Here is a 16,145-nt window from a genome sequence, read left to right on the forward strand (position 1 = left end):
TAAAGTTTTCCAAATTGCGGACGTGCTAAAGCATTGGCGACTTATAAAAGTCGCCAATGAATACAGCGTTTTTTTAGATTAAGCGGTGAGTGTCAGCAGGGCTTTGGCCACATCGCTGGAACTGCCAGGGTTTTGCCCAGTGACCAACAGGCCATCTGTGATGACAAAGGATTGCCAATCGGCGCCCTTCTCGTAATGGCCGCCGAGTTTCTTGAACTCATCTTCAATCAGGAACGGCACCACGTCGGTCAACTCCACCGCCGCTTCTTCCGAGTTGGAGAACCCGGTGACGCGACGGCCCTTGATCAACGGGTCGCCATTGACCGCCTTGACGTGACGCAGTGCGCCCGGTGCGTGGCAGACAAAACCGATCGGTTTGCCAGCGCGTTCGAAGGACTCGATCAGGGCAATCGAGACCGGTGACTCCGCCAGGTCCCACAGCGGGCCGTGGCCGCCTGGGTAAAACACGGTGTCGAAGGCGTCGGCGTTGACGGTTTCCAGTTTCAGTGTGGTGGCCAGGGCCTGCTGTGCAGCCGGGTCGGCGGCGAAGCGGTGGGTCTGTTCGGTCTGGAAGTCCGGCTGGTCGCTCACCGGGTCCAGCGGCGGTTGACCGCCCGCCGGGGAGGCCAGCACCACCTCGGCGCCGGCGTCCTTGAACGCGTAATAGGGTGCGGCAAATTCTTCGAGCCAGAAGCCGGTCTTGCGCCCGGTATCGCCAAGCTGGTCGTGAGAGGTCAGTACCATTAATACTTTCATTTTCCAGTGCCTCGATAGGTGTGAGTGTCAGTGTGTTCAGGGCAGCCCAACAGGTGTCGGGTCAGCCACAGTGCCTCGTCGAACGGCGCGCAAGTACGGGTGATCTTGCTCATGACGCTGGTCCCCAGCCACAACGCATACAGGCGCTGGGCCAGGCTTTCAGGGTGTTGCGCAACCTTCAGCGAGCCGTCTTCGATGCCGCGTTGCAAGGCCACGGCGAGCAACGCGATGGTGCGTGCGGTGCCGCGTTGCAGGGCCAGGCGCATCGGCTCTGAAAGGTCTGACACCTCTGCACCCAGTTTGACGGCAAGGCATTTGCCCGCGTCGGTGCAACTGGTCTGGTTGTCGATCCAGCGGTGCCAATAGCGCATCAACTTGGCGTGCTGGGATAAGCCCGGCTGATTGAACAGCTGTTCCATACCGCTCAAGTAATTGTCGAAATAGGTATCGAGCAATACCACCCCGAACGCATCTTTAGAGTTGAAGTAGTGATAGAACGAGCCTTTAGGCACATCGGCGGCTTGAAGTATTTCGTTCAACCCCACCGCAGAAAATCCCTTGGCGCCCACAATCGGCTGCGCACTTTCCAGAATCGTCTGCCTTGCACTTTTAGTTTCGCGGCTCATTTTTCATCCCATCCGATTAGACCAGTCGTCTAGTTCGTTGAGTGAATGTTAGGGGCCGGGTAAAACGCGCACAATGTCAGATCCGCAAGGATTCCGGACATGCGGCAAAGTCGGTTGCCGTTTTTCCGGCAGCCACCGACAATCCCCCCTCCCACGCTTCTGGAGACATGCGATGCACAGCGTTGCGCTGATGGTTTACCCGAACTTCCAATCCTTGAGCCTCAGCCTGGGCTCGGTGTTCGAGTGTGCAAACCTGCTGCGCGGCGAGCCGGCCTATGAGTTTCACCTGGTGTCGGAAAGTGGCGGCGCGGTGATGACCTCCCAGGGGTTCTCGGTGAACACCATGCCGATACGGCCGCAGGGCTACGACACGCTGATCGTCAGCGGCTACCTGGAGTTTCGCCTGCCGGAAGCGAACCTGCTAGAACTGGTCAAGGCCGCCTCAGCCCAATCGCGACGCGTCGCCTCGTTGTGCATGGGCATCTTCGTGCTGGCAGAAGCCGGCTTGCTGGAGGGCAAGCGCACCACCACCCATTGGATTCACGCGCCGGCCTTTCGCAAGCGCTACCCGGATATCCACCTGGAAGAAGACAAGCTGTTCGTCGTCGACGGCCAGGTATGGACTGGCGCCGGCATGAGCGCCGGGGTGGACTTGGCGTTGGCGATGGTGGAGAACGACCTGGGCAGCGACCTCGCGCGGCGCATTGCACGCAAGCTGGTGATCGCCCAACGTCGGGGCAGTGAACAATCGCAGTTGTCGGCGCTGTTGGAACTGGACCCCAAGTCAGACCGCGTACAACTGGCCCTGGCCTATGCCCGTGAGAACCTGACCCATGATCTCTCGGTGGAAGCCCTGGCCGATGTTGCCCGGCTGAGCCCACGCCAGTTCAGCCGGGTGTTTCGCGAAGAAACCGGGCAAACGCCGGCCAAGGCCATCGAGTCCCTGCGGGTAGAGGCCGCACGGGCGATGATGGAAACCAGTCGTCATCCCGTGGAAGTGGTGGCCCGTGAGACCGGGTTTGGTGACCGCGAACGCATGCGCCAGGCGTTTCTCAGGGCGTTCGGGCAGCCGCCGCAGGCGATGCAGCAGGCGTTGTTCAGGAGCTAGAGCGTCTAGCGGCAGTGGTAAGGGCTTTCGCTGCTGAGTTCTTCCCCGGTGTTCAGGTCGCGGATGGTCACCGTGCCCTTGGGGTAGTTCAGGCAGAACGCGTTACGCACGGAGTAGATGCCGCTGCCACGGGTGGTGAAAACCATTTTGACCGGGGCGCCGTTGGCGTCCACTGCGGTGACCTTGTAATCGCCCGACATCGTCAGGCAACCGCCCAAGGCCAGCAGCACCGCAGCGCCAAGCAGGTGTTTGAACAGAGAAGACGTGTTCATTTCGCATCCTTGTGAAATTCAGGGCCCCAGCGGCCGACAAGCCTCTGAGGCGCCCCCCTGCGTTAAGTTCAACCTCGCGCTTAGTGCAACACCGCGCGTGTCACCAGGTAACTCACCAACTGCGGATCATCCGCCAACTCAATCGCCTGTACCGGGCGCGGCAGGTTGTCCAGCACCGTGCGCCAGAACGCCTGGGACACTTCATCCTGGTCGTAAAAGCGCACCAGCCAATCCGCCTCGCCGCTGCACAGCACCTGGCTGGCGATGGCGCGGCCGATGCCTTTGCGCCGATAGCGCTTGAGGATGAACAGGTCAGCCAGTTCCAGAGCGTCGATACCCGGCAGTTCGCTGCCTTCGATCAGCAGGAAGCCGGCTATGTAGCCATCGACCAGCAGCAGGTTGGCGCTCCATTGCGGGTCTTGCCAATAGCGGGCCAGGTGTTCGTCGTGAATGTAGAAACGGCCGTCCGCCTCGACATCTTCCTGTTCCCAGTCCGAGGACTCATAGGCGTAATACTGGTAGAGATTGCGGATCAGCTCGGCTTCTTCAGGGCCGGTCTGGATCAATTCGACGGTGGTTTCAGGCATGGGACCCTCAGTGAAAAAACGCAGGGCGCCATTGTTCACAAAACCTGGGCACAGGTCCAATAGCGTGGCCAACCTTTCTACTTGCTGAACCGAATGCAAAAAGGTGTTGCCCCTTCCGAAACCTTGAAACATTTCGAATAAACTCCGCGAAATTGCCGCTCTTTTTCAAGGACATGTATTTTGACAAACGTCTGTACCGCCGGCCTGGATGTAGGTTTTGCCTCCCTGGACTACCTGCAGATCTTCATCCTGGGCGTGATCCAGGGCATTACTGAACTGCTGCCGGTGTCGTCCACCGCCCATATGCGCGTAGTACCCGCCCTGCTCGGCTGGCAAGACCCCGGCTCGGCGTTTTCCGCAGCCATGCAGTTGGCGGCACTGGCCGCGGTGGTCAGTTATTTCTGGCGCGATGTACGCCAAGTGACCACCGGCAGCATCAGCGCGGTGCGCCGGGGTGACTACAACGACCGGTGGTTCAAGCTGGCGGTGGCAATAGTGCTGGCGACCCTTCCTATCGGCATCGCCGGCCTGGCGCTGTCTTCGACCTTGAATGCCTGCAACTCGCCGTTGCGTGGGCTGATGGTGATCGGGATTTCCTGTGTGGTCATGGCGATTCTGATGGCGGTGGCGGAAGTCCGTGCACGCCACACCCGGGAGGTGAGTGAAATGCGCCTGCGGGATGCGTTGATCGTGGGAGTGGCGCAGATTGGCGCGTTGATTCCAGGGGTGTCGCGCTCCGGCTCCACGCTGACGGCGGCACTGTTTCTCAACTTCAAACGTGAGGAAGCGGCGCGCTTTTCTTTCCTGTTGGGCCTGCCCGCCATCGCCCTCGCCGGTTTGAAAGAACTGTGGGTGCTGCTGCACGCCGATATGCCGGCCCATGCCTGGCCGCATTTGATCTTTGGTTTGGTGGTGGCGAGCGTCTCGGCGTTTTTTGCGATCTGGGGCCTGATGAAGTTTTTGGAGCGATTCTCCACCTGGCCGTTCGTGATTTATCGCGCGCTGCTGGGGATGTTCCTGATTGTGGCGGTGAGTACCGGGTTGTTGAGTTGAACTGACGCTATCTTAAAACCAACACAAATCTAATCTGGGAGCTGCTTTGTCTTGAACACCGGGTCCAAGGTCATCACTGACAGCTCTGCCACACCTGCCGAATCAGCGCCTGCAGCTTCAGCGCTTCCGCCCAGCGATCACTGATCTCACGCCCATCCGCGCCGGTGATCGCATAGGGCGGCGGGCCCAATTCGCAGGTGAAGCTCAGGCTTTGCGGCGTATCGGGCCGGGCCAGCCAGTCTTCGATCCCGTAGCGCCACCACTGGGTAAAACGCTGTACCCAGCCTTGATGCTGGGGAAAGTCCAGCGACACCTGCACCTGTTCACTGCTGGCCACGCGACCATGGAAGCCCCAGCTGTGGCGCAATATCGTGCGGATCTGTTCATCATCTTCATCGGCCCCTGGCTCCGGCAACTCACGCCCAACCACGTAGTGGGACAGGTCGGCCAGCAGCTTCAAATCGGGCATCTGTGCCAGCAGGTCGAGGGTGAACAACAGATCATTGGTGAGCCGATAACGATGGGTTTCCAGCAGCACAGGAAAGTCCACCTGCTCGGCCAAGCGCTGCCAGCCTTCGACCAACCGCGCGGCCTCGGCTTGGGTGCGCGGGCGCACGTCGGCTTGCAGGGTGAGGTGGTGGCAGCCGTAGCGGCTGATTACGTCCAGTGCCGCCGCCAGATCATCCACCGATTGCGGAAACAGCTGGCCTTCGATCTGCAAGCCCCTGGCCGTGGCGGCGGCGTGCAGGCGTGAGACGTCGGCGGGCTTGAAGTAATGGTCGGTGATGCCGTCGAAACCGGCGGCTTTGATGCGCTCGAGCTGGGCTTCGAGGGGGCCGGGCTCGGTTTGCATGGCCCACAGGGATTGGAACACCAGGAATTGGCGCATATCAGCCTCGCAGGATGTGTTTGAGGGACAGTTCGGGGTCGGCCAGGCTGGTCGTATTGAGCGCAACGCGTGCTGTGATCAGGCGTTCGCACAGCTTGATGTCCTTGGCCACGCTGTTGCCCGGCGCCCAACCGCACGCACCGTGCAGATGATGCTCGGCATCCAGGTAGAACAGCAGCAAGCCGCCGCCCGGCAATGGCCGACTGACCGTAAGCGGTGTGATCACACCCACGGTCTGCACACCCCAATCGTACTGATCGGACCAGAAACCGGGGAGCGCCTCGAACGGCACTTCGCGGCCCAGCAGGTTCAGCGCCGCATGCCGCCCCTGGGCGTCGGCGTTGCGCCAGGTTTCTTGACGCTGATAAAGGCCGTCGCGCTCAAACTCACACACGTCGCCGGCTGCATAAATGTTCGGCGCGCTGGTGCGCAGGTACGCATCGACACGAATGCCCTGCCCTACTTCCAACCCTGCCAATACGGCCAGTTCGATATTGGGCTGCATGCCGATCCCGACCACCACCCAGTCGCAGGGCAACCGCTGCCCGTCCACCAACAGCACGGCGTCGGCCTGGATGGATTCCAGCGCCATGTTCAAACGCACATCCACCCCTTGGCGACGATGCAAATCCAGCAACGCTTGGGAGATAACCGCCGGCAACACCCGGCCCGCCAGGCGCGGTCCGGCTTCCAGCACCGTCACCTCACAACCCAGGCCGCGTGCTGTCGCCGCCACTTCCAGCCCGATAAACCCGCCACCCACCACCACCAGCCGCGTGCCGGGGTTCAGGACACTGCGCAAGGCCAGCGCCTCATCGTGGGTGCGCAGGTAAAGCACATTGGCCTGCGCCTGAGGCAATCGTCGTGCCCTGCCGCCAGTGGCCAACAGCAGACCGGCATACGGCAGCCACTGGCCGTCGGCGAGTTGCAGGCGATGGTGTTGCGGCTCCAAGCGAGTCACCGGATTGCCGGCGATATGCTCAATATCCAGTTCGGCCAGCCGCGCGCTGTCGCACAGGCTGCACCCGGCCAAATCCGCTGTGCCCTGCAACAGGCCTTTGGACAGCGGCGGCCGCTCGTAGGGCACGTGCGGCTCATCGCCGATCAGTATCAGCCGCCCGGTATAACCTTCTTCGCGCAAGGTCAGCGCCGCACGGCCACCGGCATGGCCGGCGCCGACGATAATCAGAGCCTCGTGCATCATCAAGCCGTGACGGCGAGCAATACCCGCCCCGCTTCGACCCGCACCGGGTAGGTCTTGAGGTTGACGCACACCGGCGCGCCCATGGCCTTGCCGGTGCGGTAATCGAAGCGCCCGTTGTGCTTGGGGCACTCGATGATGTGGTCCATCACCAGGCCGTCGGCCAGGTGAATTTTTTCGTGGGTGCACAGACCCGCGGTGGCGAAAAATTCATTGTCGGCCGAGCGGTACACCGCGTAGGTGTGCGGCCCGTGGTCGAAGCGCAGCACGTCTTCTTCGTCTATTTCGCCCACGGCGCAGACGTCGATCCATTGATCGTTCATGGCGTTTTCTCTTGTTCTTGGAGGGAGTTCAGCCGGCAGCGGCTTCTGCATGCACCGGGGCATTGGCCGCCGGTTCGGTTCGCGGGTGTATCGGGCGCTGGATGAAATAGTTTGGATCACTGCGCTGCTTCCAGATGGTCGGCAGGATTTCCTTGTACGCCTCGAAAATATTCGCGTACGCCGGCGGGCAGTCGCCGCGTATTTCTTCGTGCAATTGCGCCAGGGCGTGATACGGCACCATCGGGTACATGTGGTGTTCGAGGTGGTAGTTCATGTCCATGTAGATAAAGCGCAGCACACGGTTCATATAAATGGTGCGGCAGTTGCTGCGGTGGTCGAGCACGTCCTCGGCCAGGCCCACGTGTTGAGTGAGGCCGAAAACATAGCCCAGCCAGGCACCGTAGATACTCGGCAGGCCAATCAGCATCAGCGGCAGCCAGCTGTGCAGGTACAAGGCGGTGCCGATCACCACGGCGTAGATGCCGACCCAGATTCGCGCCGCGCGGAACACCTTGGGCCATTCGGATTCGGGGATAAAGTCTGCCTCCTGGGCACTCATCCGGCCAATGGCATGGCGCGCCACGCCGCTGAATGTCTTCCAGGCCAGGGGCAAATTGAACAGGCTCAAGAACATCATCGAGAAGCGCGGTGGGCGCGGCTCGACAATCTCCGGATCGCGGCCGACGACGATGGTGTCGGTGTGGTGACGGGCATGGCTCCAGCGCCACACATGGGGCTCGAAGATGCACATGAAGCTTGCAACCTGGTACAGCACGTCGTTCATCCAACGGGTTTTGAACGCCGTGCCATGGCCGGTTTCGTGCCAGCGCGGGTTAGACGCGGTGCCGTACAGCACGCCATAGGCCAGGAAAAATGGCACGCAGGCCCAAGTGCCCCAGAACCAATAGCCGCCAAAGCCAGTGGCGAACAGCGCGGTCATCCAGATGGCGGTGTCGAGCAAGGCCGGGCCGTCGCGGCGCTGCATCAGTTCTTTCATGCGTTTACGCGAGACGGGCGACTGGTACCAACTGGCCGAGACCAGGCCTTTATCAAAGGCGCGGGCGGCTTCGGGGCCGGTAAGGCTGTAGTCGCGCCGGGCGGGATGAGCGGTGTGTTCAGGCATTGTTATTGTTCTCCGCAAGCGGGTGGTTTCAGGTGCTTTGTGAAACCCACGATAGAGAACGCCTAAATCACCCTCAAGGCCTTGAATCCATTCCCTATCAAGCTATCATCCAGGCCCAGCGGAGCTTGATAGTTTTCTATCAAGACGCTCAAGGGGCTTGTCATGAACAACAATAAACGCCCAACCATTGCCACCGTCGCCGCCCAGGCCGGGCTGAGTGTGGCCACCGTCGACCGGGTATTGAATGCCCGTGCGCCGGTCAATCCTGACACAGCCGAACAGGTGTTCCAGGCCGCCGAAGCCGTGGGTTACTTTGCCGCGCGGCTGATTGGCCAGCGCATTCGCGAACGGCGCCCGACCTACCGCCTAGGCATCCTGTTGCTGGGCACCGCCCAGGCGTTCTACGCCAACCTGGCCCGTGCCATCAGCGATGCAGCCGAGCAGCACGCCGGCGCCAACCTCACGTGCCAGTTCGAATACATCATCGATCGCACCCCCAGCGCCATCGTCGCGCAAATCGAACAGTTGGCCGTGCAGTGCGACGGCCTCGCGGTGGTCAGTTTTGCCCACCCACTGATCAACGCCTGCCTGGCGCAGATCCGCGCAGCCGGCGTGCCGGTGGTCGCCCTGCTTTCGGATATCCACGAACACGCCGATGAGCCCTATGTGGGCCAGGACAACCACGTGGTCGGCCGCACCATGGGCTGGTTGCTCGCCCGCACCTGCGGCGCACGCAAAGGCAGCGTGGGGATCTTGCTCGGCGGCCATCGTTTTCTCGGCCACCAGGCGCGGGTCGAAGGCCTGCACAGCTACCTGGCCGAGCACGCGCCGGGGCTCAAGCCGTTGGAGCCGCTGATCAACCTGGATAACTGCGACATCACCGAAGAAGCCACCCTCGACCTGATCAGCCGTCACAGTGACCTGCGCGGGCTGTGCGTGGTGGGCGGCGGCGGTGATGGCATCATCAGCGCCCTGGCCCAACTGCCCAAACGGCCGACGTTGTGTTGCATTTTGCAGGAATCGACCGAGCTGTCGCGCCAAGCGCTGAGCCAGGGTTTGATTGATGTGGTGATGGACTCGCAGCCGGGGCGGACGGCCGTGGCATTGGTGGCGTTGATGGTGGAATTGCAGAGCGCCGAGGGGTTCGATCCGGTGCGGCATCGGGTGCATATACCGCCGCAGATTGTGACGTCGGAGAATCTCTAGCGCGCTCGGCACTCGACCTTCAAGCCGCCCGCCTCCAGAATGTGACTCTCGATCACCACGGGCAGGAAGCGCTGGATCACCAGCATGTTGCTGTGCAAATGCTCGCTCATGTGCGACGTGGTGAAATGGCCACCACCCGCCAGTGCCATTGGCAACAGCAACTGATCGGCCAGGTGTTCGCCTACTGCCGTGTCGGTGCCTCGCCACTCACTGGCCTGGTCGATAGCCTGGTCGGCCACCGTTTCGGCGCGCACCTTGGCCATGCCAAAGGCACTGAATAGTTCGGTGACATGCTCGTGGACGAACTCCAGCATCAGCACGTTGCCTGGGCCCTGTTCCGGGTCAATCTCGACCGGGAACAGTTGCGTGTCCGCAAACGATAGACGCTGGCGCACGCGCTTGAACTGGCGCTCGCTCACTTGGGCGGGCAACCCTGCGTTAAGGGTTACCGCGCGGGCTGCGAGCAGTTTTCCGCACTGCATCAACTGCAGCGGCATCAGCTCGCTGGGTTGGATAAACGCCTCTAACTCACCACCGCCAGCCGGTACAAACCCGTAGCGGTTCAGGCTCAATTCGATGCGCGCGCCCATACGCTGCAACAATGGAAGCCAGGCGCGCTGCAGAAAGTCCACCGGCGGTGCCAGCGGGTTATGGGTGCCGCCGCAGATCGTCACGCGGCTGGCCGTGGGGGCACGCAGCAATGCCGGCAACAAGGTCTGCAGCACCAGGGTGCAACTGCCGGCCGTGCCAATGGAAAACCGGTATTCGCCCCCTTGAATCGGCCCGGGTTCGAACACCAGTGTTTGCGAGCCCAGTTCAGCACCTTGCACCTTGGCACCACAGACCTGCGCCGCCGCCAGCACGGCGGTCAGGTGTTGACGCATCAAGCCTGGCCGACTGCGCTTGGCGCGGATGTTTTTGATGCGCAGGGTCAACCCGGTCACCATCGACAGGCTGAGTCCGCTGCGCAGTACCTGGCCACCGCCGATGGCGCCGTCGAGTTCAATGAGGTCCTGTTTCATATCTATCCTTAAGCAAAGCGTTTGACCGTGTCCCGCAGGTAGTGGTCCAGTTGTTGGGAGTCTTCATGGGTGCGTGGCAATACCGGCACTTCGCGTTCCAGTTCACGCTGTATGTAGGCGTGCAATGCCGGGCGCCGTGGCCCGTAGGCCGCTTCCCCGGCATTGCGTTTCAACACCAGCAGGGTTGCGACCTCATCGAGCAGTTGTGCGTCATCCACTGTGCTCAACAAATCGGCGAAGGTCATCGGCGGCCGCCCCAGCCCCAGGTCGATCCAACGCACTGCCAACAACGGTCGCAGTACGTAGAAGTACTTCTTGAACCGCACCGTGTCGCCTTGCAGATAGCCGCGAAAGTTCTTCTTGGCCATCGACAGGTAATGATTGCGCGCCGCCGGCGGGCTGTAGAACGCCTCGGCCAGGGCACGCAATTGCGCCGTGGCCTCGGTCTCCTGGCGATACACCAGCGGCGAATCAAGCCATTCCAGCAGCGTGGGGTTGGATTTGCGCAACAGGCCCAAGGTCTTGCGCAACTCCCAGCCGCTCACGTCCAACTCGTCATCCAACGGCCGTTCGATCACGTCGCGCGGCGTATCCACCTGCATGAACCAATCAGGTTTTTCCACGTAGACAAAACGCACGTCGTAGTCGCTGTCGGTGGAGGCAAAACCCCAGGCCCGGCTGCCGGATTCGCAGGCATACAGCACCGTCACATTGCGCTCGCGCTCTATGCGCTCCAACTCCTGAAGCACCCGCGCGCGCATGGCGTCGCTCAATGGGTGGCGTTCTTCCCTTTCCATCTCTATTCCCCTCTTATCCTTTGACGCACACCACTTGACGCAAGGTGTGCAGCACTTCCACCAGCTCGCGCTGGGCGTGCATGACTTGGTCGATGTCCTTGTAGGCCATCGGAATTTCATCGATCACATCGGCGTCCTTGCGGCACTCCACATGGGCTGTTGCGCGGATCTGGTCGGCCAGGGTGAAGGTGTTCTTCGCCTTGGTACGGCTCATGGTGCGGCCGGCGCCGTGGCTGCACGAGCAGAACGACTCTTCGTTGCCCAGTCCACGCACGATGAAGCTTTTGGCGCCCATGGAGCCCGGAATAATCCCCAGCTCGCCCTTCTTCGCCGACACCGCGCCCTTGCGCGTCACCAGGATGTCTTCGCCAAAATGCCGCTCTTTTTGCACGTAGTTGTGATGACAGTTCACCGCTTCCAGCGCCACTTCAAACGGTTTGCTGATCACTTGGCGTGTGGCCTGGACCACCGCGCGCATCATCAACTCGCGGTTCTGCCGGGCGAAATCCTGAGCCCAGCCCACCGCTTCCACGTAGTCATCGAAGTGCTGGCTGCCCTCTTCGAAATACGCCAGGTCGCGGTCCGGCAAATTCGCCAGGTGTTGCTGCATATCCGCCTGGGCCAACTGGATAAACAGGTTGCCGATGGCGTTACCCACGCCACGCGAACCGCTGTGCAACATGAACCAGACACGGTTGGCTTCATCCAGGCACACCTCGACAAAGTGGTTGCCGCCGCCCAGGGTGCCGAGGTGCTGGCGGTTGTTACTGCGTTCCAGTTGCGGGTACTTGTCAGTGATCGCCTTGAAGCGCGGATGCAACGCCGTCCATGCCTGATCGGCCTGGGCCGGCACGTCTTCCCATGCCCCTTTGTCGCGGCCTTTACGGCTGCGAGTGCGGCCATGGGGTACGGCGGCCTCGATGGCGCAACGCAGGCCGTGGAGGTTGTCGGGCAAGTCGCTGGCGGTCAGCGTGGTACGCGCGGCGATCATGCCGCAGCCAATATCCACGCCCACCGCTGCCGGGATGATTGCGCCCACGGTAGGGATCACGCTGCCGATGGTCGAACCCTTGCCCAAGTGCACATCCGGCATCACCGCGAGGTGCTTGAAGATAAACGGCATCTTGGCGGTATTCATCAGTTGCTGGCGGGCCTCGGGCTCGACGGGCACGCCCTGGGTCCAGAGTTTGATCGGCTTGCCGTCGGCGACTTCCAGCAGTTGGTAGGTTTTCTCTTGCATGATCTCGATTCTTTTTTTGAAAGCCGGCGCTGCGGCGTTGATAGAGACATAGCAGCGGGCGTGCCAGTTTTTTAAAAGCCGCTCTAAAAATACTTATCTAATTGTTTTATATCGTTATTTTTAACAAATGATAACTCACACCTAAAAAAACCATGACAAGCCGATCGTCAACTTCATATCCTCACATATCGTTACTTATATTTTGGTCTACCCATGAAACACAAGCGCACCGTCGCCATCGGGTTTATCGGCTCCAAACTGGATCGCGTCGGCAAAGGTGCCAACCGCTGGAACCACTGGCGCCCCAGCGTCGGCCTGTGCCAGCAGGACACCCTGCAGATTGATCGCCTGGAGCTGATCCACGACATCGACGCCCGGGACGTCAGCCTCGCCGAGCGGCTGCGCGCCGATGTCCAGCAGATCTCGCCCCACACCGAGGTGCGCCTGCACCCCATGCCGCTGAACAACCCCTGGGATTTCGAAGAGGTCTACGGCGCGCTACACGACTTCACCACCGACTACCGCTTCGACACCGAACACGAGGACTACCTGGTCCACATCACGACCGGTACGCACGTGGCGCAGATTTGCTGGTTCCTGCTGACCGAGGCGCGCAACCTGCCCGCTCGGTTGATCCAGACCGCGCCCAGCCGCCGCCTTGACGACACCGCGCCCGCCACGGGCACACACACCCTGATCGATCTCGACCTGTCACGCTACGACCGCATCGCCTCACGCTTCGCCCACCAGCGCCTGGAAGGCCTGGCGTTTCTCAAGTCGGGGATCGCCACACGCAACAGCGCGTTCAATGCCTCCATCGAGCAGATCGAACGCGTGGCCGTGCGCTCCACGGCGCCGATGCTGCTGATCGGCCCCACGGGCGCGGGCAAGTCGTTCCTCGCCCGCCGCATCTACGAACTCAAGCGCAGCCGCCATCAAGTGCAAGGGCGCTTCGTGGAAGTCAACTGCGCCACGCTGCGCGGCGATGGTGCTATGTCGGCGTTGTTCGGGCATACCAAGGGCGCCTTCACCGGCGCACAAAACGCGCGCGACGGCCTGCTGCGCGCGGCGGATGGCGGCATGTTGTTCCTTGATGAAATCGGCGAACTGGGCCCTGATGAACAAGCGATGCTGCTTAAAGCCATCGAAGAAAAGCGCTTCTACCCCATGGGCGCCGACCGCGAAGTGGCCAGTGACTTCCTGATCATCGCCGGCACCCATCGCGACCTGCGCGGGCGCGTGGCCGAAGGGCTGTTCCGCGAAGACCTGTACGCGCGCATCAACCTGTGGACCTTTAATCTGCCGGGCTTGGCGGGGAGGCGCGAAGACATCGAGCCCAATATCGATTTCGAGCTGGAGCGCCACGCCCGCGAGCAAGGCCGCCGCGTGCGCTTCAACCTCGAAGCGCGCCGCCGCTACCTGGCGTTCGCCTGTTCCAGCGAAGCGGCGTGGCTGGGTAACTTTCGCGAGCTGTCTGCGTCGATCACGCGCATGGCGACCCTGGCCGACAGCGGACGTATCGATGAGGCCCAGGCCGAAGAAGAAATCCAACGCCTGCGCTACGCCTGGGGGCTGTCCGAGCCACACACCCTGCTGCCCGCCGACCTGGACCTGTTCGACCAGTTGCAACTCAAGGCCGTCATCGAGGTGTGCCTGCAATCCGATAGCCTATCCGACGCCGGCCGCCGCTTGTTCGGTGTATCCCGCCAGGCCAAGGCCCAGCCCAACGATGCGGATCGCCTGCGTAAATACCTGGCGCGCTTTGCGATTGACTGGAAGCAGTTGAAGCCCTAGCCCTGCGACGCGGTTAGCCGCCACGAAAATCCGTGGCATTCAGGCCGAACCGGCTCATCTTGTTATACAACCCGCCCCGCGACACGTTTAGCTGCCGGGCGGCCAGGCGGATGTTGCCGCGGGTGCTTTCGAGCGCGGCGACGATGGCGTGCATTTCATGGCTGCTCAGGTCCTGGGGCGGTTGCGCTTCGTCAGTGCGCAGCGTTGCGCGCGGCTTGCTTTCCAAGGGCAGGTCGACAGGCTGGATCAGTTCACCCGTCGCCAGGTTGGTTGCCCGTTCAATGCTGTTTTCCAGCTCCCGCACATTGCCCGGCCAGCCGTAGGCCGAGAGCAGCGCCATGGCGTCCGGGGAAAAACCCTGCACCGATTTACGCAGTGAACGCGCGCAGCGGGCAAGAAAGTGCCGCGCCAGCAGCGGTATATCGTCGCGGCGCATGCGCAGTGGCGGCACGGTCAGGTTCAACACGTTGAGGCGGTAGTAGAGGTCTTCTCGAAACGCGCCCTCTGCCACCGCCTGGCTCAAATTGCGATGGGTGGCGGCGATGATGCGCACATTCACTTGGCGCGAACTCTTCGCCCCCACGCGGGTGATTTCACCCTCCTGCAACACCCGCAGCAGGCTGACCTGGGCATCGAAAGACATGTCGCCAATCTCATCCAGGAAGATAGTGCCGCCCTCCGCCAGTTCGAACTTGCCCGCTGAGCCGCCACGGGCTGAGCCGGTGAACGCGCCTTCGACATGCCCGAATAGCTCGCTTTGCACCAGGTCTCGCGGGATGGCGCCGCAGTTGACCGCCACAAAGGGCCCAGTGCAACGGTCGCTGCCGTTATGGATCGCTTGGGCAAACAGCTCTTTGCCGGTACCGCTTTCGCCGAGGATCAAGGTGGTGGACTCACTGCGACTGGCGATGCGGCCCAGGTGCAGCGCGTCCTGGATAGCGCGCGAGTGGCCCTGGATGGTTTCAAAGGTGTAGCGGGCCTGGGTGCCGATAATGCGCCGGGTAATTTCGCGGATACGGCGGTTCTCGCGCACCGATACGATCACCCCGCCCTGCTCCAGCGGGCAGACTGAAACCAGGCAAGCGAGCTGGCTGCGGTCGTGCAGATGAAAGGTGCAATCCAGGTCGCGCACAGGCTCCCCCGTCGCATCACCCAACTCACTGCGGCCCAGGTGCTGGAACGGGCGACCGATCAGCTCCAGCCCCACCCGGAACAATTGCCGGGCATAGCGGTTGAGCGCCTTGATGCAGCCGCGCTCGTCCAGCACCACCAGGCCTTCGTTGAGCACTTCGAGGACGGTTTGCTGTTCTTCCAGCAGGCCTTGCAGGGCCATCTGCCGTGATACGGCTTCGGCCGCCGCCTGCACGGTGCCGAGGGTATGAAAGTGAAACCAGCCGGGCTCGGCGGTGAGTGTCAGCATCGCCAGGGTTTCACCCTGGGCATTCTTGATCGGCGCGGCGGCGCAGTGCATGCGGCGCTGGCGCAGGCCACGACCAAAATTTTCCTCGGCCAGCACATACACCAGGCGATCTTCGGCCAGGGCCAACCCGGTGCAGTTGGTGCCTTGCACGGATTCCAGCAGGCGGCTGCCCACCGGGGTGATGTCCAGCCCGCAGAAATACAGGGTGGTGCCGTCGGCATCAGTGAGGTTGATATGGCCGCGCGGGTTGTAGGCCAGCAAGCCGTGCATGACTTGCGCGGCGGTAGCGATCAGCACGCGGTGAGTTGCCAGGGTGGCATCAAGGTCGCGGGGCGCCACGAAGCGATACCCGCTGTCATCGGGATCGATACCGGCCTCGACGCTGCGCCGCCAGGAATCCCAGATGACTTGCCGGACGTCGCCAGGGCGCTCGACCCGGCCGGCCAGGCACTCCCGCCACGCCTGCTCCAGCGCGGACACAGGTCCGTCATTCAGCGCGGCAGGCCCCAAGGCCGTCAGGTAGTCGAGGTCTTGCACGCTGAACGTCATGGTCATTGGGGGCATCCGTGTTCATGTTTTTGACATGTCAGTATAGACATGTCATCAAAATGAACACTTTTTGTTTATATGTATTTATAAATTCATAAATATCAGCAAGTTATGAATTGGCACAGCCCTTGCTCCTACCTCTTCGCCCATCAGGACTGTCCTGAGGCCAATAATAAAAA

The 16,145-nt window shown here is 61.7% G+C and carries 16 protein-coding genes; 4 read left to right on the forward strand and 12 right to left on the reverse strand.

The genetic code is table 11. The annotated features are described in order from the left end of the window. Nucleotides 1-78: 78 nt before the first annotated feature. Both BFP95_RS21240 and BFP95_RS21245 read right to left on the reverse strand, forming a co-directional pair. Nucleotides 79-756 (reverse strand): type 1 glutamine amidotransferase domain-containing protein, encoded by a 678-nt coding sequence (locus tag BFP95_RS21240; protein WP_065876212.1) that lies wholly within the window; start codon nt 754-756, stop codon nt 79-81. Next, nucleotides 753-1,382: a TetR/AcrR family transcriptional regulator gene (locus BFP95_RS21245; protein ID WP_065876213.1), complete on the reverse strand. Its 630-nt coding sequence runs from the start codon at nt 1,380-1,382 to the stop codon at nt 753-755. Before BFP95_RS21245 ends, BFP95_RS21240 begins: the two co-directional genes overlap by 4 nt. A gap of 172 nt (nt 1,383-1,554) precedes the next feature. Here BFP95_RS21245 and BFP95_RS21250 point away from each other — a divergent pair, with 172 nt between their 5' ends. Continuing rightward, nucleotides 1,555-2,490: a GlxA family transcriptional regulator gene (locus BFP95_RS21250; RefSeq protein WP_065876214.1), complete on the forward strand. Its 936-nt coding sequence runs from the start codon at nt 1,555-1,557 to the stop codon at nt 2,488-2,490. Nucleotides 2,491-2,495: 5 nt separating this feature from the next. Here the strand turns inward: BFP95_RS21250 and BFP95_RS21255 are convergent, their stop codons facing one another. Both BFP95_RS21255 and BFP95_RS21260 read right to left on the reverse strand, forming a co-directional pair. Further along, the gene (locus tag BFP95_RS21255; RefSeq protein WP_065876215.1) at nt 2,496-2,762 is read right to left on the reverse strand and encodes a hypothetical protein; all 267 of its coding nucleotides are present in this window, start codon (nt 2,760-2,762) and stop codon (nt 2,496-2,498) included. 80 nt (nt 2,763-2,842) lie between these two features. Then, nucleotides 2,843-3,349 (reverse strand): GNAT family N-acetyltransferase, encoded by a 507-nt coding sequence (locus tag BFP95_RS21260; protein ID WP_065881414.1) that lies wholly within the window; start codon nt 3,347-3,349, stop codon nt 2,843-2,845. 180 nt (nt 3,350-3,529) lie between these two features. On the opposite strand from BFP95_RS21260, the gene BFP95_RS21265 reads away from it, so the two are divergent. Further along, on the forward strand, nt 3,530-4,402 hold the full coding sequence (locus BFP95_RS21265; RefSeq protein WP_065876217.1) for an undecaprenyl-diphosphate phosphatase: 873 nt from the start codon (nt 3,530-3,532) through the stop codon (nt 4,400-4,402). Between the two features lie 73 nt (nt 4,403-4,475). On the opposite strand, the gene BFP95_RS21270 is transcribed toward BFP95_RS21265, so the two are convergent. The 4 genes from BFP95_RS21270 to BFP95_RS21285 are packed head-to-tail and all read right to left on the reverse strand — an operon-like array spanning nt 4,476 to nt 7,938. Next, on the reverse strand, nt 4,476-5,291 hold the full coding sequence (locus BFP95_RS21270) for a sugar phosphate isomerase/epimerase family protein (RefSeq protein ID WP_065881418.1): 816 nt from the start codon (nt 5,289-5,291) through the stop codon (nt 4,476-4,478). 1 nt (nt 5,292) lies between these two features. After that, on the reverse strand, nt 5,293-6,492 hold the full coding sequence (locus BFP95_RS21275) for an NAD(P)/FAD-dependent oxidoreductase (RefSeq protein ID WP_065910656.1): 1,200 nt from the start codon (nt 6,490-6,492) through the stop codon (nt 5,293-5,295). 2 nt (nt 6,493-6,494) lie between these two features. Next, on the reverse strand, nt 6,495-6,815 hold the full coding sequence (locus tag BFP95_RS21280; protein ID WP_032888397.1) for a MocE family 2Fe-2S type ferredoxin: 321 nt from the start codon (nt 6,813-6,815) through the stop codon (nt 6,495-6,497). Nucleotides 6,816-6,843: 28 nt separating this feature from the next. Further along, entirely contained in the window at nt 6,844-7,938 is a 1,095-nt protein-coding gene (locus tag BFP95_RS21285; RefSeq protein ID WP_065910657.1) for a fatty acid desaturase family protein, read from the reverse strand. A gap of 162 nt (nt 7,939-8,100) precedes the next feature. On the opposite strand from BFP95_RS21285, the gene BFP95_RS21290 reads away from it, so the two are divergent. Next, a complete protein-coding gene (locus tag BFP95_RS21290) occupies nt 8,101-9,144 on the forward strand; it encodes a LacI family DNA-binding transcriptional regulator (protein WP_065910658.1) in 1,044 nt (347 codons plus the stop codon). Here the strand turns inward: BFP95_RS21290 and rtcA are convergent. Genes rtcA through BFP95_RS21305 form a run of 3 tightly spaced genes read right to left on the reverse strand, consistent with a single transcriptional unit; the run spans nt 9,141 to nt 12,203 of the window. Then, complete coding sequence (rtcA, locus tag BFP95_RS21295; protein WP_065910659.1) at nt 9,141-10,166, reverse strand: RNA 3'-terminal phosphate cyclase; 1,026 nt, start codon at nt 10,164-10,166, stop codon at nt 9,141-9,143. The genes BFP95_RS21290 and rtcA overlap by 4 nt on opposite strands. An 8-nt stretch (nt 10,167-10,174) precedes the next feature. Continuing rightward, nucleotides 10,175-10,963 (reverse strand): nucleotidyltransferase domain-containing protein, encoded by a 789-nt coding sequence (locus BFP95_RS21300; RefSeq protein WP_065876223.1) that lies wholly within the window; start codon nt 10,961-10,963, stop codon nt 10,175-10,177. 13 nt (nt 10,964-10,976) lie between these two features. Further along, on the reverse strand, nt 10,977-12,203 hold the full coding sequence (locus BFP95_RS21305; protein ID WP_065876224.1) for an RtcB family protein: 1,227 nt from the start codon (nt 12,201-12,203) through the stop codon (nt 10,977-10,979). Between the two features lie 213 nt (nt 12,204-12,416). Between BFP95_RS21305 and rtcR the strand changes: the two genes are divergently transcribed. Continuing rightward, nucleotides 12,417-13,997 carry an RNA repair transcriptional activator RtcR gene (gene rtcR, locus BFP95_RS21310; RefSeq protein ID WP_065910660.1) on the forward strand — a complete coding sequence of 527 codons (1,581 nt, stop codon included), beginning with the start codon at nt 12,417-12,419 and terminating at the stop codon, nt 13,995-13,997. 13 nt (nt 13,998-14,010) lie between these two features. Here rtcR and BFP95_RS21315 read toward each other — a convergent pair whose 3' ends face one another. Beyond that, nucleotides 14,011-15,972, reverse strand: a complete 1,962-nt coding sequence (locus BFP95_RS21315) for a sigma-54 interaction domain-containing protein (RefSeq protein ID WP_065889384.1) — start codon at nt 15,970-15,972, stop codon at nt 14,011-14,013. Nucleotides 15,973-16,145: the final 173 nt, after the last annotated feature.

Origin of the sequence: Pseudomonas sp. 58 R 12 (assembly GCF_900005865.1) — a bacterium.
Lineage (GTDB): Bacteria > Pseudomonadota > Gammaproteobacteria > Pseudomonadales > Pseudomonadaceae > Aquipseudomonas > Aquipseudomonas tritici.